The 21,078-nt window shown below is 40.3% G+C and carries 21 protein-coding genes; 18 read left to right on the plus strand and 3 right to left on the minus strand.

All coding sequences use genetic code 11. From position 1 onward, the window contains the following. The 6 genes from rdgB (at position 1) to G9H65_RS07145 (ending at position 6,640) form a co-directional block, all read left to right on the plus strand. A complete protein-coding gene (rdgB, locus tag G9H65_RS07120) occupies positions 1-600 on the plus strand; it encodes an RdgB/HAM1 family non-canonical purine NTP pyrophosphatase (protein ID WP_166374654.1) in 600 nt (199 codons plus the stop codon). 73 nt (positions 601-673) lie between these two features. Then, on the plus strand, positions 674-3,196 hold the full coding sequence (locus G9H65_RS07125; protein WP_166374655.1) for a DUF5686 and carboxypeptidase-like regulatory domain-containing protein: 2,523 nt from the start codon (positions 674-676) through the stop codon (positions 3,194-3,196). 132 nt (positions 3,197-3,328) lie between these two features. Further along, positions 3,329-3,973, plus strand: a complete 645-nt coding sequence (plsY, locus tag G9H65_RS07130; RefSeq protein WP_166374656.1) for a glycerol-3-phosphate 1-O-acyltransferase PlsY — start codon at positions 3,329-3,331, stop codon at positions 3,971-3,973. 54 nt (positions 3,974-4,027) lie between these two features. Next, positions 4,028-5,401, plus strand: coding sequence for a dipeptidase (locus tag G9H65_RS07135; RefSeq protein WP_166374657.1), 1,374 nt, complete (start codon positions 4,028-4,030; stop codon positions 5,399-5,401). Continuing rightward, entirely contained in the window at positions 5,401-6,228 is an 828-nt protein-coding gene (gene murQ / locus G9H65_RS07140) for an N-acetylmuramic acid 6-phosphate etherase (protein ID WP_166374658.1), read from the plus strand. Before G9H65_RS07135 ends, murQ begins: the two co-directional genes overlap by 1 nt. A gap of 85 nt (positions 6,229-6,313) precedes the next feature. Further along, positions 6,314-6,640, plus strand: a complete 327-nt coding sequence (locus G9H65_RS07145) for a c-type cytochrome (RefSeq protein ID WP_166374659.1) — start codon at positions 6,314-6,316, stop codon at positions 6,638-6,640. Positions 6,641-6,695: 55 nt separating this feature from the next. Here the strand turns inward: G9H65_RS07145 and G9H65_RS07150 are convergent, their stop codons facing one another. Further along, positions 6,696-7,226, minus strand: coding sequence for a DUF5606 family protein (locus G9H65_RS07150; RefSeq protein WP_166374660.1), 531 nt, complete (start codon positions 7,224-7,226; stop codon positions 6,696-6,698). A 29-nt stretch (positions 7,227-7,255) separates the two neighbouring features. Further along, entirely contained in the window at positions 7,256-7,873 is a 618-nt protein-coding gene (yihA, locus tag G9H65_RS07155; RefSeq protein WP_166374661.1) for a ribosome biogenesis GTP-binding protein YihA/YsxC, read from the minus strand. A 204-nt stretch (positions 7,874-8,077) separates the two neighbouring features. Here yihA and hemE point away from each other — a divergent pair, with 204 nt between their 5' ends. Beyond that, the gene (gene hemE, locus G9H65_RS07160; protein ID WP_166374662.1) at positions 8,078-9,112 is read left to right on the plus strand and encodes a uroporphyrinogen decarboxylase; all 1,035 of its coding nucleotides are present in this window, start codon (positions 8,078-8,080) and stop codon (positions 9,110-9,112) included. A 151-nt stretch (positions 9,113-9,263) separates the two neighbouring features. Here hemE and guaB read toward each other — a convergent pair whose 3' ends face one another. After that, positions 9,264-10,733 (minus strand): IMP dehydrogenase, encoded by a 1,470-nt coding sequence (gene guaB, locus G9H65_RS07165; protein ID WP_166374663.1) that lies wholly within the window; start codon positions 10,731-10,733, stop codon positions 9,264-9,266. A gap of 195 nt (positions 10,734-10,928) precedes the next feature. Between guaB and G9H65_RS07170 the strand changes: the two genes are divergently transcribed. The 11 genes from G9H65_RS07170 (at position 10,929) to G9H65_RS07220 (ending at position 21,075) form a co-directional block, all read left to right on the plus strand. Then, positions 10,929-11,834, plus strand: a complete 906-nt coding sequence (locus G9H65_RS07170) for an FAD:protein FMN transferase (protein WP_166374664.1) — start codon at positions 10,929-10,931, stop codon at positions 11,832-11,834. 13 nt (positions 11,835-11,847) lie between these two features. Then, a complete protein-coding gene (locus G9H65_RS07175) occupies positions 11,848-12,810 on the plus strand; it encodes a formylglycine-generating enzyme family protein (RefSeq protein WP_166374665.1) in 963 nt (320 codons plus the stop codon). 25 nt (positions 12,811-12,835) lie between these two features. Beyond that, entirely contained in the window at positions 12,836-14,185 is a 1,350-nt protein-coding gene (locus tag G9H65_RS07180) for a Gfo/Idh/MocA family protein (protein WP_166374666.1), read from the plus strand. A gap of 65 nt (positions 14,186-14,250) precedes the next feature. Continuing rightward, entirely contained in the window at positions 14,251-14,619 is a 369-nt protein-coding gene (locus G9H65_RS07185; RefSeq protein ID WP_166374667.1) for an NADH-quinone oxidoreductase subunit A, read from the plus strand. 49 nt (positions 14,620-14,668) lie between these two features. Continuing rightward, entirely contained in the window at positions 14,669-15,217 is a 549-nt protein-coding gene (locus G9H65_RS07190) for an NADH-quinone oxidoreductase subunit B (RefSeq protein ID WP_129026350.1), read from the plus strand. Positions 15,218-15,228: 11 nt separating this feature from the next. Continuing rightward, a complete protein-coding gene (locus tag G9H65_RS07195; RefSeq protein WP_166374668.1) occupies positions 15,229-15,738 on the plus strand; it encodes an NADH-quinone oxidoreductase subunit C in 510 nt (169 codons plus the stop codon). A gap of 21 nt (positions 15,739-15,759) precedes the next feature. After that, positions 15,760-16,995 carry an NADH-quinone oxidoreductase subunit D gene (locus tag G9H65_RS07200; RefSeq protein ID WP_166374669.1) on the plus strand — a complete coding sequence of 412 codons (1,236 nt, stop codon included), beginning with the start codon at positions 15,760-15,762 and terminating at the stop codon, positions 16,993-16,995. Between the two features lie 3 nt (positions 16,996-16,998). Next, the gene (locus tag G9H65_RS07205) at positions 16,999-17,493 is read left to right on the plus strand and encodes an NADH-quinone oxidoreductase subunit NuoE family protein (protein ID WP_166374670.1); all 495 of its coding nucleotides are present in this window, start codon (positions 16,999-17,001) and stop codon (positions 17,491-17,493) included. A 6-nt stretch (positions 17,494-17,499) separates the two neighbouring features. Beyond that, positions 17,500-18,840, plus strand: a complete 1,341-nt coding sequence (nuoF, locus tag G9H65_RS07210; protein ID WP_109322268.1) for an NADH-quinone oxidoreductase subunit NuoF — start codon at positions 17,500-17,502, stop codon at positions 18,838-18,840. A gap of 2 nt (positions 18,841-18,842) precedes the next feature. Beyond that, entirely contained in the window at positions 18,843-20,003 is a 1,161-nt protein-coding gene (locus G9H65_RS07215; protein WP_166374671.1) for a glycosyltransferase, read from the plus strand. 40 nt (positions 20,004-20,043) lie between these two features. Further along, entirely contained in the window at positions 20,044-21,075 is a 1,032-nt protein-coding gene (locus G9H65_RS07220; protein WP_166374672.1) for a 2Fe-2S iron-sulfur cluster-binding protein, read from the plus strand. Positions 21,076-21,078: the final 3 nt, after the last annotated feature.

Genomic DNA, 21,078 nt, shown 5'->3' on the forward strand with positions numbered 1-21,078 from the left:
ATGCTGCCCATTTTGTATCTAGCCACGCAAAATCTCCACAAAGTGGAAGAGATTGAGGCCTTATTGAAAGGACTGTTTGAAGTAAGAACAGTTCAAGATTTAGGACTTAACGAGGAAATTCCAGAAACAGGAAGCACCTTAGCAGAGAATTCCTTGTTGAAAGCTCAATTCATCGCCAATCGCTACCAAGTTACCTGTTTATCGGATGATTCAGGACTGGAAGTGGAGGCTTTAGGCGGTGCTCCAGGCGTTTATTCAGCAAGGTATGCTGGGCAGCCTAAAAATGACCAAAAAAATCTTGATTTACTCTTACACAATTTAAGTTCTGAAAATCATCGGGATGCTCGATTTGTTACTGTTTTGACCTACCATACCAACGGTAAATACACTCAATTTGTGGGTGAAATTAAGGGAAATATCACACATGAAGCCAGAGGTATATCGGGTTTTGGTTATGATCCCGTCTTTCAACCCGAAGACTCGTCAAGAACATTTGCAGAAATGACCTTGGAAGAAAAAAATCAGATGGCTCATCGAGCACGTGCTTTACAAAAATTCAAAAGATTTGTCGACGAAAGCCGAAAATCTCACGACAAATAGTATAATTGTTGCAATCAATCTGTATTTTTGTTTTAGTATCAAATAAGCTTTAACCTTGTTCAACCGTAGATTCATGAATTGGAGTAGTCGTGTATTTTTGGCTCTACTAATTCTTTTGGGGGGTGTACATTGGGCTCAGGCACAATTTGTGATCAAGGGAAGGGTAACGGATGCTTCTAATGGAGACCCAGTTCCTTTCGCTTCGGTTGGATTGGTGGGTCTGAATCTAGGAACTACCACTAATTTTCAAGGAGAATATACTTTTCATTCTAAAGTCTTAACGGATTCTCTTTTTGTGTCCTTTGTAGGGTATAAAAAACGTGTCAAATTCATTGACAAAAAGAAAGCATTTCAGGAGGTAGACTTTCAAATGGATCCTGCGCAAAGGTCTTTGCAGGAGGTTGTTGTGTATTCAGGGGAGAATCCTGCTTTTAAAATATTACGTCAAGTGGTCAAGCAACGCGACATGAATGACCGAAACAAACTGACGGCCTATGAATATGATTCTTATACCAAAATGGAGCTGGATGTGGATAACATTTCGGAGAAATTGAGGAATTCAAAAATCATGAAGCAGATTGAATCTTCCATTAAGAAGTTTGAGAAAGAAGCAGGGGAAGATGGAAAGCCTGTTATCCCAACCTACATCTCTGAATCGATTAGTAAATTTTATTTTCGGGAAGCACCCAAGCGCAAAAAGGAGAAAATTTTAAAAACCAATATTAAAGGTGTTGGTGTTCAGGATGGTGGCTTTATTTCTCAATTGGTAGGTGGAAACTTGATTGCCAATTATAATTTTTATCAAAATTATGTGCCATTTTTTGGGAAAGACTTTGCTAGCCCCATAGGCGATAATTGGAAAGGAAATTATAAATATTTTCTTGGGGATACAGTTAATGTGGATGGTCATGTTTGCTACCAATTGGATTTTGACCCAAAAAATCCACAAGATTTAGTGTTTACGGGTCAAATGTGGATTGATACTACGAGTTTTGCTTTGGTTCAAATTGATGCGGCGATCGATAAGCAAGCCAATTTGAATTTCATTGATAAGATTAAAATATCTCAGGAATTAGAACAAGTAGGAGAAGGAGCTTGGTTACCATCTCGTACTCGTTTTTTGATTGATATAGAAGAACTGACCAAAGGCTCGGCTGGGATGTTGTTGAAGATGTATATTTCCAATAAAGGTTTTGTGGTGAATCAACCTAAACCTTTGGAGTTTTATGATCTTACCTCTGAAGTAGCCGAGGACGCCAAGGAACCTGATCCTGAGTTTTGGAAACATGCTCGCTATGAGCCCTTGAGTCGGCAAGATTTAACGGCTTTTGCTTTGATTGATTCAGTGAAGAATTTACCGATTGTTCGGACCTATGTGGAAATTGCCGAGATCGCGTTAAGTGGTTATAAGAAATTCAATGATATTGAAGTAGGGCCTTACTTGAGCAGTTTTGCCGTTAATCGATTAGAGGGAGCTCGATTTAGGTTGGGCTTTAGAACAAATTCTAACTTTGATAAGCATTGGATTTTACGAGGCAATGTGGGTTTTGGAACTAGGGATTTAGTGCCCAAGTATTCAGTTGAAGTTAATTATCTTTTCTCAAAATCCAAATGGACAATTGCAGGTTTACGGCATTCTTACGATATAGAACGGGTAGGTTTAACACCTGAATTGATTGGCGATAATCGTTTGTTTTATGCTTTTACTCGCTGGGGAGCCTTTTCTGGGGCCTTTTTTAGGAGGGAAAGTGAGGCATTTTTTAGTACAGAAGTGACCAAAGGATTGAGCATCACGGCTCAAATGAATACACGTTCTTTTGATCCATTATTTAGATTTCAGTACCGCTTAAATCCAGAGTTAGGAGATGCATCACGTGTACAAGATTATTATCAAGAGTCTTTTATTACCTTGGAAGCAAGATTTGCTAAAGGAGAGACATTTATCATGAATGGTAATGAACGCATTACCTTGTCTACCAAACGAATACCTGTTGTTACTTTCCGCTATCAGCGAGGATTTAAAGGCTTTTTAGGAGGTGATTTTGATTATGAGCGCTTTACATTGAAAGCCTATCAGACATTTAGATTAGGCACATTTGGCCGGTCAGATTATACTCTTTCTATGGGTTATACGCCATCTAATTTACCAGCACCCTTATTATTTCCACATTTAGGTAATGAGACCTTGTTTTTTGTGAGAAGCGCCTTCTCTACTATGAATTATTTTGAGTTTGTCAGTGATCAATTTATCTCCTTGCAATACAATCATAATTTTGAAGGATTGTTGTTTAATCGAATTCCATTAATCAAGAAATTAAAATGGAGATTTATTGCTAGTGGAAATTTACTTTGGGGTAGTCAAAGAAAGGAAAATAAGGATATCATGAAGGATGTAAATAATCCATTGAAATCAAAGTTTTTAGACATGTATTCCTTTGATTCATTAAACCCCAATATACCTTATGCAGAGGTGGGATATGGGATCGATAATATTTTTAAATTATTTAGGATTCAAGCCTTCCATCGGTTGTCATATATGGAACACGGTTCACCTAAGGCTTTTCGCTTGATGGCTTCGGTTAATTTCTCATTTTAGGCTTTTTTGGTATATTATTAAGATGAAAATTTAAACATTTCAAGAATGTTTTTAATCTTCTTGATTTTGCCTTTTTGCCCCCCTATATTTGGGTTCAGCGCCTTCTGAATTATGGTGACCTTTAATATTATTATGATTTTAATCCTCATTGGACTTTGTTTGTTGAGCTATATTTTGGGCTCAATTCCAACGGCCATTTGGTATGGTGAAGCCTATTATGGGGTGGATATCCGTACCTTAGGAAGTGGTAATGCTGGGGCCACCAATACCTTCCGTGTGTTAGGAAAAAAAGCAGGAAGCATCGTACTATTTGTGGATGCATTTAAAGGGTTTTTAGCGACCTCACTTTCCACTTTTTTATTTTACCTACATTTGATTGATTGGCAAACATGTGTATCCTTAAAAATTGTCTTTGGTTTTTTGGCAGTTTTAGGGCATTTGTTGCCTGTCTTTTGTGATTTTAAAGGAGGAAAAGGCGTGGCTACATTGATGGGAATGGTCTTGGCCTTACATCCTGAAGCAGCTTTGGTAAGTATAGCGGTGTTTTTACTGGTATTTTATCTTTCTAATTACGTTTCCTTAGGATCCATGGTGGCTTCTTTAGTTTTTCCATTCCTCATGGTTTTTAAGGTATTTGGTGATGAATTCCCCATTTTGATTTATTTCGGTTTCATAGTCGCTTTTTTGGTGATCTTTATGCACCGTAAGAATATTGCCCGCATCCTTCAAGGTACAGAAAATCGGATGTATCTAATCCCTCGAAAGAAACAATCCTAAGTCGTTTTTTTTTATCTTTGTGCGTGGATGATTTTGTCCCATTCGCCTTTTGATATGAAAAAAACACAAGCGTATATTCAAGCGAATCAACAACGATTTTTAGATGAATTACTCGATTTATTACGTATTCCGTCCATTTCTGCGGATCCGGCTTATGCAGGTGATGTAAGAAGGGCAGCGGAGTTTATAGCCAATAATTTACGTCAATCTGGTGCTGAGCATGTTCGCTTGGAAGAAACGGCAGGTTTTCCAGTCGTTTATGGAGAGAAGATAATTGATCCCAAGGCACCTACGGTCTTGGTATATGGGCACTATGATGTGCAACCAGCCGATCCTTTGGAATTGTGGGAAAGCCCACCATTTGAGCCAGTTATTAAAGATGAAATTATTTATGCCCGTGGTTCATGCGATGACAAAGGTCAGGTCTTTATGCACGTGAAAGCTTTTGAAGCCATGTTGGCTACTGATAATTTGCCTTGTAATATCAAGTTTATGATTGAAGGCGAAGAAGAGATTGGTTCCAATAATTTGGCCATTTTTGTGGCAAATAATAAGGAATTACTTCAAGCGGATGTCATTTTGATTTCAGATACTGCTATAATAGCGAACGATATTCCTTCTATTGATGTGGGATTGCGAGGTTTAAGTTATTTAGAAGTAACGGTACAGGGTCCTAATCGCGACTTACATTCGGGAGTTTATGGAGGAGCGGTGGCCAATCCCATCAACATTTTGTGTGAGATGATTGCCTCGATGCATGATGAATTTAATCAAATAACCATACCTGGATTTTACGCAGCTGTACAAGAATTAGGTGCTTCCGATAGAGCTGCTATGGCACAGACACCTTTTGATTTAGAAGCCTATCAAAAAGATTTAGGGATAGCTTCAGTACATGGAGAAAAAGGATATTCTACGTTAGAGCGAGCATCCATTCGACCTACTTTGGATGTCAATGGAATTTGGGGAGGTTATATTGGCGAAGGAGCAAAAACGGTATTGCCCTCTTTAGCACATGCCAAGATATCCATGCGTTTGGTCCCAAATCAAAGTTCAGAAAAGATTACTCAATTATTTACGGATCATTTTAAGGCTATTGCACCGAAAGGAGTAAAGGTAACGGTGACTCCGCATCATGGAGGGGAGGCTTATGTGATGCCTACGGATACCATCGCTTACCAAGCGGCTTCTAAAGCCTTAGCGGAAACTTTTGGGAAAGAACCTGTACCTACTAGAGGAGGAGGAAGTATACCAGTCCCTACGGTTTTTGAAAAGGAATTGGGAATCAAGTCGGTCTTGATGGGATTTGGTTTAGATTCGGATGCAATACATTCTCCGAACGAGCATTTTGGTTTGTTTAATTTTTATAAAGGGATAGAAACCATCCCTCACTTTTTCAAGCACTTTTACGCACTTTCTACGAAATAATGACCGAGAATTTAAGTAAGCTAGCAACCGAATCTGATTCCAAGTACTTAGATTTGGACAAACAGTCGGTGGAAACGATACTCCGACAAATCAATGCCGAAGATAAGACTGTACCCTATTCGGTAGAAAAGGTGATTCCACAAATTGAAAAAGTTGTGGAACAGGTCGTAGCTCGCATGGAAAAGGGTGGGCGCTTGTTTTATATTGGTGCTGGAACAAGTGGTCGATTGGGCGTGGTGGATGCTTCTGAGTGCCCACCAACTTATGGAGTTCCCCATGATTGGGTGATTGGATTGATTGCGGGGGGAGATGGAGCTATTCGTAAGGCGGTAGAAAATGCGGAAGATGATGAAAAGCAGGCATGGTTGGATATGAAGGCCTATGATATAGATCAAAACGATGCCGTAATTGGTATTGCAGCCTCAGGTAGAACACCCTATGTCATTGGAGGTTTACGAGATGCTAATGCCCATGGTGCTTTAACGGCCTGTATTGTATGCAATGAAGGAAGTGCCATAGCTCAGGAGGCTCAATATCCGATAGAAGTGATAGTAGGTCCAGAATATGTCACAGGTAGTACACGAATGAAATCAGGTACAGCTCAGAAATTGGTTTTGAACATGATTTCTACGGCGGTGATGATTCGTTTGGGAAGGGTTCGAGGTAATAAAATGGTGGATATGGCGTTAAGTAACCACAAATTGGTATTGCGAGCTATCAGGATGGTGAAAGAAGCCACGGGCGTATCTGAAGATAAAGCATCCGAATTATTGGATCAGCATGGAAGTGTAAGAGCGGCGGTGGATGCATTTCATGCTTCTATTTAATAAAAAAGGCAGAAATATGCGTAGGAGCATATAGAAAATAACGTTTTAATCCCTTATTTTGCGTACAATTAAACATTCAATCAAAATGAAAAAAATATCAAAATTTATTTTGGCTGTAACATTAGGAACATTTGCATTTGGTTTCCAAGCTAATGCCGACGATTTTCCTGCTGATATCAAGCCATTAATGCAAAAATATACTTGCTTTGCTTGCCATAAGGTAGATGCTCGTTTAGTTGGTCCGGCTTACACGGATGTAGCTAAGAAGAAGTATAGCAATGCAAAAATTGTAGAATTAATCGCGAATCCAAAGCCGGAGAACTGGCCAGGTTATCCACCGATGATGGCATTGAAGAATGTGCCAAAGGCGGATGCTATGAAGATTGCTTCTTGGATCAACTCATTGAAATAGGTTAAAAAAAATCCCGATTCGCTCGGGATTCTTTTTTTACTATATAAAAAGCGACTTATTTAGTCGCTTTTGCTTTTTTGGGAGCTTTTGCTACTTTTTCTTCGGTAGCTTCTTTTACTTCTTTTGCTGCTTTAGGAGCTTTTGCTACTTTTTCAGCCTTGGGTTCCTCCACAGCTGTAGCTGTTTGAAACATATCTGGTGTATTGTTGACCAAAATCAAATACCAAGAAAGGATTTTTTTGATATCTGAAGCATATACTCGGTCTGAATCGTAATTGGGAACGATACTCGCTAATAAACCAAACAATTCTGAATCACTAGCTTTTTTAGGTTCAATGTTCAATGTACCTTGACAAACAGAATGAATCAATTGAAATAAGTCACCTAAAGGCAATGTGCTGTCTTGATGATCATCCAGATAAAGGGAAATGTCCTTTAAAACCGAGATACGTGTTTGACCACTAACTACAGACTTTTGCTTTAGAGCATCTAATGTTTCTACAATAACCCCGGTACGTGTGGGTTTCAATACTCTAAATAATCCGCTTTTGCCTGAGATGTGGGCAATTTCATTTAATAATTCCATGTGTGATGTTTAATTCGGTCGCAAAAATATTAAGATTTCCTTGATTTATAGGGAGATGAGTCAATTAATTCCTGAATGCTAGCTAAGATTTCTTCTCTTCCTTGGTGTTTTTCAGCAGAAGTGATGAACATTCTTGGTAAATCCTCCCAAGATTGTAGTAGGAATTCCTGGTAATGCTTGAAATGATCATCTACCTGTTTTTGGGATAATTTATCTGCCTTAGTGAACACAAGGTAAAAAGGAATTTGCTCTTCTGCCATTCTTTCCATGAAAGCAATATCCACGGGTTGAGGCTTTAAACGTAAGTCGACCAGTAAAAACAAACAAGTTAGGCTTTTACGGTTGATTAAGTAATCCAAAATCATTTTTTCGAATTCCTTTCTCTTTTCTTTACTTACTTGGGCGTATCCATAGCCAGGTAAGTCCACTAAGTACCAATTATCGTTAATCAAAAAATGATTAATTAACTGCGTTTTACCGGGCGTTTGAGAGGTTTTGGCCAGTTTTTTATGAAAGGTGATGGAGTTGATCAAAGATGATTTTCCCACATTTGAACGACCAATGAAGGCAAATTCAGGGAATTTGTCGGGTGGACATTTTAAGTAATCGGTATTACTGGTGATAAATTGAGCACTAATTACTTGCATAGGGTACATATTGAAGAACTACAAAGATACGAGGATATTAGTTATTAGGTAGTAGTGTTTAGTTATTAGTGGAGTAGAATGAAAAATGTAGAATTTAATATTGGGATCAACGACTCTCAAACATAAATAAGTTTCTTTTTTCATTTACCATTTACCATTTATCATTTACCATTTCTTCCCTACCTTTGTGGCTTGATTAAAGATATGGAAGTTTTACAAAATGATCGCCTGATAAGGGCTGCAAAAGGATTGCCTGTAGATAGAATCCCGGTATGGGTAATGCGACAAGCAGGAAGGATTTTACCTGAGTACCGAGAGGTGAGAGCAAAAGCTGGTTCCTTCATTGGTTTGGCGACACATCCAGAGTGGGCAGCCGAGGTGACGATTCAGCCTGTAAATCGTTTTGACGTGGATGCTGCCATTATATTTTCTGACATATTGGTTGTTCCAGAAGCCATGGGTTTACCTTATGTCATGGAAGAGCAAAAGGGGCCTATTTTTCCTCAAGTGATTCGCTCACAAGCGGATATAGATGCATTGAAAACGGCAGAACCTGAAGAGGATTTGGCCTATGTATTAGATGCTATTAAAATTGTGAAGCGGGAATTGTCAGGCAAAATTCCTTTAATTGGTTTTGCGGGTGCACCATTTACAATTTTCTGTTATATGGTAGAAGGTAAAGGCTCAAAAACTTTTTCGCAAGCTAAGAAAATGCTTTATGCCGAACCAGCATTGGCTCATGCTTTATTACAAAAGATAACAGACTCGACTATTGCTTATTTGAAAGCTCAAGTAGCAGTTGGTGCTAATTTGATTCAAGTATTTGATTCATGGGCGGGTATTTTATCCCCAGCTCAATATAGTGCTTTTTCTACTCCTTACCTCAAGCAAATTTGTGATGCATTGACAGAAGTTCCTCTTACTTTATTTGCCAAAGGAGCATTCTTTGCTAGAGAAGAAATGGCTCAATTAAACTGTGCCACCATAGGTTTGGATTGGAATATGGATATTCAAGAATCTAGAAAATTGGTTGGGTCTAACAGAACCCTTCAAGGGAATTTGGATCCATGTGCTTTATATGGAGATTTTAAAACGGTGGAAACTGAGACCAAAAAGATGATTGATCAATTCGGTACTCAGCGCTACATTGCTAATTTAGGTCATGGTGTTTATCCCGATATTCACCCAGACAAGGTGAAATGTTTTGTGGATACGGTACATAATTATCCTGTATATTAATTGAATTTGGAATTAACATAAAAAGGCTCAGGGTTTAAACCCTGAGCCTTTTTGATTATCAATATCTTGGACAATATGTCTTAATTTTCATTCGTTTTTGCAACGCTGTCAAGGTTTCAAACCTTGACAGCGTTTAAGCAAAATGGTATTTTTACTTAGCACTATAGTTAGGTGCTTCTTTGGAAATGCTAACGTCATGCGGATGACTTTCTTTTACACCAGCAGAGGTAATTTTGACAAATTTGGCTTGTTGCATGTCTGAAATCGTTCCTGCTCCACAATAGCCCATTCCTGCTTTCAAACCACCCACCATTTGGTATAAAATCTCCGTTACTGAACCCTTAAATGGTACTCGACCAACGATTCCTTCTGGAACTAATTTTTTAATATCATCTTCTGCATCTTGGAAATAACGGTCCTTAGATCCATCTTCCATAGCTTCTAGTGAACCCATTCCTCGGTAAGATTTGAATTTACGTCCTTCCAAAATGATCATTTCACCAGGTGCCTCATCGGTACCTGCTAATAGAGAACCAATCATCACCGTACTAGCTCCACCAGCGATGGCTTTGGCTATATCTCCTGAAAAACGAATACCACCATCGGCAATTAATGGAACATTGTAAGGTTCTAGGGCCTTAGCGGCCTCATAAACGGCTGTTAATTGGGGCATTCCCACACCTGCAATAATACGGGTGGTACAAATACTTCCTGGTCCTACACCTACTTTTACGGCATCGGCTCCTGCTTCTGCCAATGCTTTTGCTGCTTCGCCTGTAGCAATGTTTCCCACAATCACATCCAAGCTAGGGTACGAAGTTTTTACTGCTTTTAAGGCATCAATAACTCCTTTAGAATGCCCATGGGCTGTATCAATACTAATTACGTCTACGCCTACTTGAACCAAGGCTTGCACTCGATCTAATAAATCAGGTGTAACCCCTACGGCGGCCCCAACACGTAAACGCCCCAATGAATCCTTAGAAGCTAAGGGATGGCTTTTACGTTTTAAAATATCTTTATAGGTAATTAATCCAATCAAACGACCTTTCTTATCGATAATAGGTAATTTCTCAATTTTATGCTCTTGTAAAATACTTTCAGCTGCTTCCATGCTGATTCCCTCATTGGCGGTAATCAAGTTTACCTTGGTCATGATTTCATGCACCGGTCTGGCTGTTTCTTTTTGGAAACGTAAATCACGGTTTGTCAATATACCTACCAATATTCCTTGCGTATCAATGACCGGAATACCTCCAATTTTAAACTCCTTCATGATGCGTTGTGCGTCACCTAAAGTTTGAGTGTCATGTAAGGTGATCGGATCAATGATCATTCCCGATTCAGAACGCTTCACTTTACGAACTTGTGCTGCTTGTTGCTGTATGGTCATGTTTTTATGAATGATTCCGATTCCCCCTTCTTGTGCTAAAGCAATGGCTAAATCAGCTTCTGTAACAGTATCCATGGCAGCAGAAACAATCGGGATATTCAAACTGATGTTTTTGGTCAGTCGTGTTTGAGTCTTTACATCGCGAGGTAAGACTTCAGAATAGGCAGGAAGCAACAAGACATCGTCGTAGGTAAGTGCTTCGAAAAGAAATTTGGATGAATCAAGCATGGCAAATAAATTGAATGGGAATTGGATTTATCGGATGAAGGCGAACCGAACCCTTATTTGCCAGACAAAAGTACAGATTTTTTTTGTAATATTTGAATGATGAATAAAAAATCCCTTCTCATCAGCTTCTGCTTCATTTGTTGTGGCTTTTTAAGCCAAGCCCAATGGACCAAATATCGATTCGAAACGTCCCGAATGGGATCCCCCTTTCGTATCATAGTTTCTTGTCAAGATTCCGTTGGTCTTTCACAAACCATACAAAAGGCTCAATCATTAGCCCAAGATTTGGAAATGCAGCTGAGTGATTATCAGGTTAGTTCTGATTTAAGTCAAGTGAACCAACGGGCGGGTTCAGGCCAATTTTACCCCATTCAAGAACCATTTAGAGCCATTTTGAAAGAATCTTTGTGGGCCAAGCAACAAAGTGGAGGAGACCTTACTATTTTCATTGGCAAATTAGTCGCAGCTTGGCGAATTGCCCGCAAGACACAAATTTTGCCTGATCCAGCCATGCTTCAAACATGGGCCAAAGCCATTCAAAGTTCTTGTTTGGAATTTAATGCCGATAGTAGTTCCATTCGATTAACAAATGCTGATTGTCAATTGGATGTGGGTTCAATTGGAAAAGGATTTGTTGCTCAGCGGGTTTTGGATTATTTAGTGAAATCAGGATATCCCTATGCCTTGGTGGATGCTGGTGGGAAAATCAGTGCAAGTCAAGTAAATCCTCAAGGTGATGCGTGGAAAGTAGCATTGGAATTGCCTAATTCAAAAAAAATCTCCACTGATTTGATAGAAATCAAAAACCAGTCGATTGCTAGTTCAGGCAAAACGTACCAACAAGTTGAAATAGCTGGAAAAAATTATTCCCATGTCATCAATCCCAAAACGGGTATAGGTTTAGAGCATGCTCGTTCGGCTACAGCCATAGCACCTGATGGAGCTAGAGCCGATTGGATAGCTACCGCTGCCACCATCATGGAATTGGATGAATTACAAGTGATGCTTAAAAGCTTTCCTCAAGTGCAAGTACTTGTGTGGGAATACCAAAAAGGGGAATTGGAAATATTATTGAATCATGGTATCTTGAAGGTCGATTAGAATTAATGTAAGAATGAATATAAAAATACATGTATTAGTACTTGCCTGCTGTGTAGGGATATGTCAGATTGGGAAAGGGCAAACGTTAAAATCATACCGACAAGTCATTCCTAATTCTACCGTTGCTTTTGATATGCAGGCCATACCTGCTGGAACTTTGGTCATGGGTAGTCCTAATGCTGAACTTGGTAGAAATGCAGATGAAGGGCCTCAACAAAAAATCAACTTGGAGGCTTTTTGGATGGGAAAAACAGAAGTGACCTATGATGAATACCAATTGTTTTTTGAGGAAGATCGAGATCCAGCCCCGAAGCCAGCCAAAGAAGGTCCCGATGCCATTACTCGTCCTAGTCCTCCTTACATCGATTTTACTTTAGGGATGGGAAAAGTAGGAGGTTTTCCTGCCAACTCCATGCAGCATTTTGCAGCCCTCATGTATTGTAAATGGTTATATGCCAAAACCCAGATATTTTACCGTTTGCCAACGGAAGCAGAATGGGAATATGCATGTAAAGCAGGCGGCAAAGGCGCTTATTCTTCTCTGAATACGAATGAGAAAGTAGAGGATTATGCTTGGATTGCGTCTAATTCAGGAGATAAGTACCATTTAGTGGCTCAGAAAAAACCTAATGCATGGGGATTATATGATATGCTGGGGAATGTCCATGAATGGGTATTGGATCACTATGAACCCAGCTATTCCAATAATAAACAAGCGCATCAAGCTATCTTTAAGGATAAATATGCGGATGCCGTAGTAAGAGGCGGTAGCTATCGGGATGAAGCCAACATGGCCCGAAGCGCAAGTCGATTAGCTGCCGACCCTGTTTGGAACCGAAGAGATCCGCAAGAACCTAAGAGCAAATGGTGGAATGCCGATGCCCCTTTCGTGGGTTTCCGTATCATGCGACCAGCAAAGCAACCAAGTCCTGAAGAAGTTCGGGCCTTTTTTGACAAGTATTTAAAAGATTATTAACCTTCAAAATATATACCTAAATAACATGAAAAATTCACGTAGAGAATTCATTGTGCAGTCGAGCCTTGGTGCGGGAGCGTTACTAGCCGCTCCGCTTGTGGCTCAGGCTAGCCCAGGTGTCAGTTTCACTCAAAGTAATGTGGGAGATACCTTAAAAGTAGCCTTGATTGGTTGTGGAGGCAGAGGAACTGGGGCTATTATTCAAGCTTTAAGTACGAAAGAAAATATCCAATTGGTAGCCATGGCTGATGCCTTCAAAGATCGATTGGATGATTGTTATAAGAGTGTCATGAATTCTCGTGCCAAAGATACCTCAGCTAAAGCCGTGCCCGTGAATCAGAAAGTCAATGTACCGGAGGACCATAAATTCGTAGGTTTCGACGGCTACAAACAAGCTATGGCATTAGCTGATGTGGTAATTTTAACGACGCCTCCAGGTTTTCGTCCCTATCACTTTGAAGAGGCAGTTCGCCTAGGAAAACAGATCTTCATGGAAAAACCCGTAGCAACGGATCCTGCCGGTATACAACGGGTGTTAGCCGCTGCGAAAATCGCCAAAGAGAAAAAGTTGAATGTCGTGGTAGGTTTACAACGTCATTATCAAAATTCATACCGTGATTTGATGAAACGGGTGCAAGATGGCCAAATTGGTGATGTGGTTTCGGCCTCATGCTGGTGGAATAATGATGGCGTATGGGTGAAGCCTCGTAAGGAGGGTCAAACAGAAATGGAATACCAAATGAGAAACTGGTATTATTTCAATTGGATTTGTGGAGATCATATCACTGAGCAACATATTCACAATATTGATGTTATCAACTGGGCGAAAAACGGATATCCTGTAAGAGCTAGAGGTACAGGTGGAAGAGAAGTGAGGAAAGGAAAAGAGTACGGAGAAATTTTTGATCACCATATCGTGGAATTTGAATATGCTGATGGAACCATTTTGAATAGTCAATGCCGTCATATTCCAGGTACCTGGACAAAAGTAGATGAGCATTTAGTGGGAACGAAGGGGAAAGTGCTTTTTGATTCAGCCAAAATTTTGGATTTGAAGGGAAATGTGAATTATGCTTTTGATAAAAAAACAAAAGAGAATAATCCATATCAAACCGAGCACGATGAATTGTGGGCCACTGTAGCAGCGGGAGAATACAAATTTGCAGATGCTGAAAATGGGGCCTATTCCACCATGACTTCTATTTTAGGAAGGATGGCTACCTACTCAGGACAGATTATCGAATGGGACAAGGCGATTAACTCAGGGATCAATATTGCACCAAGCCGCTTTGCATGGGATGCAGATATGCCATTGAAGCCAGATGCGAATGGTTTGTACCCAGTAGCTGTGCCAGGAAAAACCAAGTATTTTTAATAAAATAATCTTCAAAATTAGATTTTAGTGAGTAAATTGCCGCTTCAAATTAAGCGAAGTACAAGATGAACTATCAACCTCAAGATTTTTTACCCATTTTCGTTCAGTTAGCAGCGGCTTTGGCATTTATCGTATTGGTCATGGTCTTGACACACTCTTTAGGTCCCAAGCGCCATTCTGCGAAAAAGGATGATTCTTTTGAGTGTGGTATTGAGTCGATTGGAGATGCTCGTACACCTATTTCGGTCAAGTATTTCTTAGTTGCGATATTGTTTGTTTTGTTTGATTTGGAGATTGTATTTATGTACCCTTGGGCAGTAAATTTTAAGCAATTAGCATGGAACGGTTTTTATGAAATGATCGTATTCATGGGCTTATTATTAGCTGGATTTATCTACGTAATTAAAAAAGGTATTTTAACCTGGGAAAAATAAACTTTTAGCTTTTTGCTTGGTTTATTTTTAATAGAAAAGAAGATGATATATGAGTGACGCAAAAATTAATATCGTAGAAGCGCCGGCAGGTTTAGAGGGTCAGGGATTTTTTGCTACCAGTTTAGATTCATTAGTAGGGATGGCTAGAGCGAATTCGCTCTGGCCATTGCCATTTGCTACATCTTGCTGTGGTATTGAATTCATGTCGACGATGGCTTCTCACTACGACATTGGTCGTTTTGGTGCAGAGCGTTTAAGTTTTTCTGCTCGCCAAGCCGATGTGTTGATGGTGATGGGTACGATAGCCAAGAAAATGGCTCCAGTGGTCAAGCAAGTGTATTTGCAAATGGCTGAACCACGTTGGGTTTTGTCTGTGGGAGCTTGTGCTTGCTCTGGAGGTATATTTGATACTTACTCGGTCTTGCAAGGAATTGATCGTGTTATTCCTGTAGATGTGTATGTGCCAGGTTGCCCTCCACGTCCAGAACAGATTTTGGATGGATTTATGCAAATCCAAGAGCTGGCAAAAAATGAGTCTATTCGTCGTAGAAACCAACCAGAGTATAAAGCTTTGTTGGAATCTTATGGTATTGAATAAGTAAATCGAGCATGGAAAACGTGAGTAATCAACAAATTATAGATGCCTTACAGGGGCAATTCGGAGAAGAGGCCATTTATGGTATCGCTGAATCCCATGGAATCTTACAAGTAACTACGGAAGTGGAACACATCGTTCCAATGCTTCATTTTCTATACCAACATCCGGTATTGAAGTTCCAATTTTTGACTGATTTAGGTGGAATTCATTTCCCTGAGGCAAAAGGACAAGAATTGGGAGTCATATACCATTTGCATAGTTTAGAGAATAATGTGCGTTTGTGGATCAAAATTTATGTACCCATTGAAAAGCCTGAAGTTCCTACCGTGACAGGTTTATTTGCTACTGCCAACTGGATGGAGCGCGAAGCCTTTGATTTTTACGGCATTATTTTTGAGGGTCACCCCAATTTGATCCGTATTTTGAACGTAGAGGACATGGATTACCATCCCATGCGTAAGGAATATCCCTTGGAGGATGCCACCCGCGACGATAAAATAGATGAATTATTTGGTAGATAATCTACCTTCAACGAGCGAAACATGTCTGAAGTAGCATTAGTAAATAACCCCAACGTAGGTCTAGATAGGACGCCTAAAAGCGGCCCTTATGTGAACGAGTTGACTACCCTAAATCTAGGGCCTACGCACCCAGCCACGCATGGTATTTTTCAAAATATCTTGACGATGGACGGGGAAACCATTGTGGATGCCGAGCAAACGGTGGGATATATTCACCGTGCATTTGAAAAAATTGCGGAACGACGTCCTTTCTATCAAATTACTACCTTAACTGACCGTATGAATTACTGTTCAGCACCTATCAACAATATGGGCTGGCACATGACGGTAGAAAAATTATTGGGAATTGAAGTTCCTAAACGTGCACAATACATTCGTGTCATCATGATGGAATTGGCTCGTTTGGCGGATCATATTATTTGTAATTCCATTTTAGCGGTCGATACAGGAGCTTTAACGGGTTTCTTGTATGTATACCAGTGGAGAGAGTTTATTTACGAAATTTACGAAGAGCTATGTGGCGCTCGTCTAACGACGAACATGGGTCGTTTTGGTGGCATGGAAAGGGATTTAAGCCCGGTAGCCATGGAGAAAATCAAGAAAATATTGGCGGAATTACCAGCGGCTTTGAAAGAATTCGAGAGCATGGTGGTTCGTAACCGTATTTTCATGGATCGTACACAAAACGTAGGTGCTATTTCAGCGGAGCGTGCGCTGAACTACGGTTTTACAGGTCCTAATTTACGTGCAGCGGGTGTGGATTATGACGTTCGTTCATTAAACCCATATTCGTCTTATGAGGATTTTGATTTTGAAATTCCTGTAGGCACCAAAGGAGATACATACGATCGTTTTTTAGTTCGTGAAGAGGAAATGTGGCAGAGTTTGCGCATCATTCAACAGGCGATGGATAATTTGCCAGAAGGACCTTACCACGCCGATGCGCCGCATTATTATTTACCAGCAAAGCAAGAGGTTTATCGCAACATGGAAGCATTGATTTACCATTTCAAAATTGTGATGGGAGAAATTGATGCACCTGTAGGTGAGGTTTACCACTCGGTAGAAGGGGGTAATGGAGAATTAGGATTCTATTTGGTTTCGGATGGTGGACGTACACCATATCGTTTGAAATTCCGTAGGCCAGGATATATATATTACCAAGCATTCCCAGAGATGATCAAAGGTTCAACTTTATCTGATGCCATTGTGACGATGTCATCGATGAACGTGATTGCAGGAGAGTTAGATACATAATACATGGAAGGTAAGAATAACATAGTTTTCCCGGCAGAAACGCTGGATTTAGTGAAGAAAATCATTGCTCGTTACCCAGAAGGGAAACAGAAATCGGCACTTCTGCCTATTTTGCATTTAGCTCAAGCTGAATGGAAATGGTGTAGTCCAGAAGTAATGGATTATGTAGCTTCATTGTTGTCCATCAAGCCTGTCGAGGTATATGAGGTGGCTAGTTTTTATACCATGTTCCATTTGGAACCGGTAGGAGAACATGTCATTGAGTATTGCCGAACGGGTCCTTGCTGTTTAATGGGTGGAGTAGAAGTATATGACCACTTGAAAAAACGATTGGGTGTGGAAACGGGTGGAACTTCCGCCGATGGAAAGTTCACGGTGAAGGAAGTAGAGTGTTTGGCAGCATGTGGCTGGGGACCTGTATTTCAGATTCGGGAGAAGTTTTACATGCACTTGACCAAGGAGAAGGTAGATCAAATCATTGATGAATTAGGAAAATAAGCGAGGATGAAGATATTAACCGAACATATTGAGGTACCAGGAATAGAGACGATTGATGTTTATCGTAAGCATGGTGGGTACCAAGCGGTAGAAAAAGCATTGAAAAAAATGACTCCCGATGAAGTTACTGAAGAAGTAAAAAAATCGGGTTTGCGTGGTCGTGGAGGAGCAGGTTTCCCTGTAGGAATGAAGTGGTCGTTTTTGGCAAAACCAGAAGGTGTCCCTCGTTATTTGGTATGTAATGCCGATGAATCTGAACCAGGTACTTTCAAGGATCACTATTTGATGTGGAAATCACCTCATACTTTAATCGAAGGTATGATTGTGTCCAGCTTTGCTTTAGGTGCCAATACATCGTATATCTACGTTCGTGGTGAGTTGATGTATGTGATTCATATTTTAGAAAAAGCAATCCAAGAAGCCTATGATAAAGGTTTATTGGGTAAAAATATATTAGGCTCTGGTTACGATTTGGACTTGTTTGTTCAGTCGGGCGGAGGTGCTTACATCTGTGGTGAGGAAACAGCCTTATTGGAGTCCTTGGAAGGTAAACGAGGTAATCCTCGTAATAAACCACCATTTCCCGCTGTAAAAGGATTGTGGCAATGCCCTACCGTGGTAAATAATGTGGAGTCTATTGCCGCTACTTCGTGGATTGTGAATAACGGTGGTGATGCCTATGCTCAGATTGGTGTGGGAAGAAGTACAGGTACTAAATTGATTTCAGCTTCAGGGCATATTCGTAAGCCTGGGGTGTATGAAATTCCATTGGGAATTACAGTAGAAGATTTTATTTATTCCGATGAATGGTGTGGTGGTATTCGTGATGGACATAAGTTAAAGGCAGTGGTAGCGGGAGGTTCTTCGGTGCCTATTCTACCTGCGGAGATGATTTTAACAACCGCAACAGGGGAAAAGCGATTAATGACGTATGAGTCTTTATCAGACGGTGGTTTTGCTACAGGAACCATGTTAGGTTCAGGTGGATTTATCGTGATGGACGAAACGACTTGTATCGTACATAATACCTTGACTTTTGCCCGTTTTTATCACCATGAATCATGTGGACAATGTTCTCCATGTAGAGAAGGTACGGGTTGGATGGATAAAGTCATTAAGCGGATTGAATTAGGCCAAGGACGAAAAGAAGATATTGATTTGTTAGTGGATGTGGCTAAGAAGATTGAAGGAAATACGATTTGTCCATTAGGTGATGCGGCTGCTTGGCCAGTATCAGCAGCAATTCGTCATTTTAGAGATGAGTTTGAATGGCATATTGAACATCCTGAATTAGCGACTCAACCTGGTGCTGTTTATATGCGTCCTGGTGCTAGCTGGTCTAATTAAGGATGGGAGCCAAAATTCTTTTTGTTGGGCATGATGCCAACCGTGCTGGAGCACAATTGGTTTTATTGCATTGGCTTAAGGAAAACGCGGCGAACGGGAATAAAGGCTATTTGTTATTAGAAAAAGGAGGGGATTTACTCGCTAGCTACCGTAAATATGCGGAAGTTTGGATTTGGAGAAGAGAATATAGCAAGGCTAGAAATATATTGAAGAAAATACCTTTTCTCAAAAGAGAGGAAAGTTCACCAGATCGAGAACCCAATAAAGCCGAAGTTAAAAAAATGCTGAGCGAGTTTCGCCAGCAAAAGTTTGATTTAATTTTAGGAAATACGGTGGCATCTTTATCCTTGATGCAACAGCTGACTTCCCTAAAAATAGCTTTTGGCGCTTATGTGCATGAATTGAAATTTTCTTGTGAGACCTATGCCTCGGAAAAAGATATGCAATTTTTGGCTCAGAAAGTGAAGCATGTATATGCTGTTTCAGAGCAAGTGAGGCTATTATTGAAGGAGAAATACGAAATTTCTAACGAAAAATTGGCCCTCTTGCCACCGGTTGCTGAATTGGCCAAAGCTAAATCGAGCACTTCCGAGCAAGTTCGGGAACAATTGAATATTCCAGCCTCGAGCCCTATGGTTTTAGGTTGTGGATTGGCCGAATGGAGAAAAGGAACCGATGTGTTTATTCGAGTTGCCAGGCAAGTAATTCGATTGAAGCCTGAAGTTCATTTCGTCTGGTTAGGGATGGGAGATAACCTGTATTCAGCAGAGCTGATAGAAGAAAAAGAAAAATGGGATGTGGGTGCACAAGTGCATTTGATTCCAGCTAAAGCAGATACTAGAGCTTATTTTGAAGCCATGGATTTGTTTTTTCTATCTTCTCGCGAAGATCCTTTTCCATTGGTGATGTTAGAAGCTGGCCACCAAGCGAAACCTGTGCTAGGTTTTCAAGAGAGTGGGGGCATAGCCGATTTCACACAGGGTTTAGAAGGCTTGTTAGTGGATTATATGGATGAAGGCCAAATGGCGGATTTAATCATACATTGGCTGAATGCTTCTGAAACCGATCGCTTAGCGACTGGTGAAAAATTGAAAATTAGATCGACTCAATATACTGTAAAGGCGTTTATGGAACGTTGGGCTGAACTAGAAAAAGATCTTTAATTGAACATGGATCAAGGGCCTAAACCCTTAAAAATAGAAAATGAAAGTAACAATTGATAACATCACTTTAGAGGTAGAACCAGGTACTACCATCATGCAGGCAGCAAGGATGATTGGTCCGGAAATTGCTCCGCCTGCTATGTGTTACTATGAGCCATTGAAAGGAACTGGTGGTAAATGCCGCGGTTGCTTGGTTAAAGTGACGGCTGGTTCTGAAAAAGACCCTCGTCCTATGCCTAAATTAGTTCCTTCATGCATTACTACGGTTCAAGAGGGCATGATTGTGGAGAATACCATCAATGAGCAGGTATTGGAGACTAGAAAGGGGATTGTGGAGTTTTTATTGTTAAATCACCCATTGGATTGTCCTGTTTGTGATCAAGCAGGAGAATGCCATTTACAAGATTTCTCTTTTGAACATGGCGTTTCTTCTACCCGAACTGTCGAAGATAGAAATACCTTTGAACCCGTTGATTTAGGTCCTTACATCAAACTAAACATGAATCGTTGCATTCTATGTTACCGTTGTGTGTATGCTGCAGACCAATTAACCGAAGGCCGTGTTCATGGTGTGATGAATCGTGGAGACCATGCAGAGATTAGTACTTACATTGAAAAGGCCATTGATAATGATTTCTCAGGTAATGTGATTGATGTTTGTCCAGTTGGAGCTTTAACGGATAGAACCTACCGTTTTAAGAGTCGTGTATGGTTTTCTAAACCGGAAGATGCGCATTGCGATTGCGATAAATGTTCTGGAAATGTGACTTTGTGGTATCGTGGAGATGAAGTAATCCGAGTTACAGGACGTAAAAATGAGTGGGGTGAAGTGAAGGAATTCATTTGCAATACTTGTCGTTTTGAGCGTAAAAAAACCTCGGATTGGGTGATTGAAGGTCCTACTAAAATAGCCCGTCATTCGGTTATTTCTGCCAATAAATATGGAGCTAATTTGATTAATCCATCCTTCCCGATCAAGCAAGCGGCTTTGGCGTACAAGCCCATTGATGATGATCGTGATCGTAGTTTTTTACCTGCTAGAAAGAGTCTTCCCAGTTCAGAAAAGAAATAATAA

It is taken from the genome of Aquirufa ecclesiirivi (assembly GCF_011250515.1).
Taxonomy (GTDB): Bacteria; Bacteroidota; Bacteroidia; order Cytophagales; family Spirosomataceae; genus Aquirufa; species Aquirufa ecclesiirivi.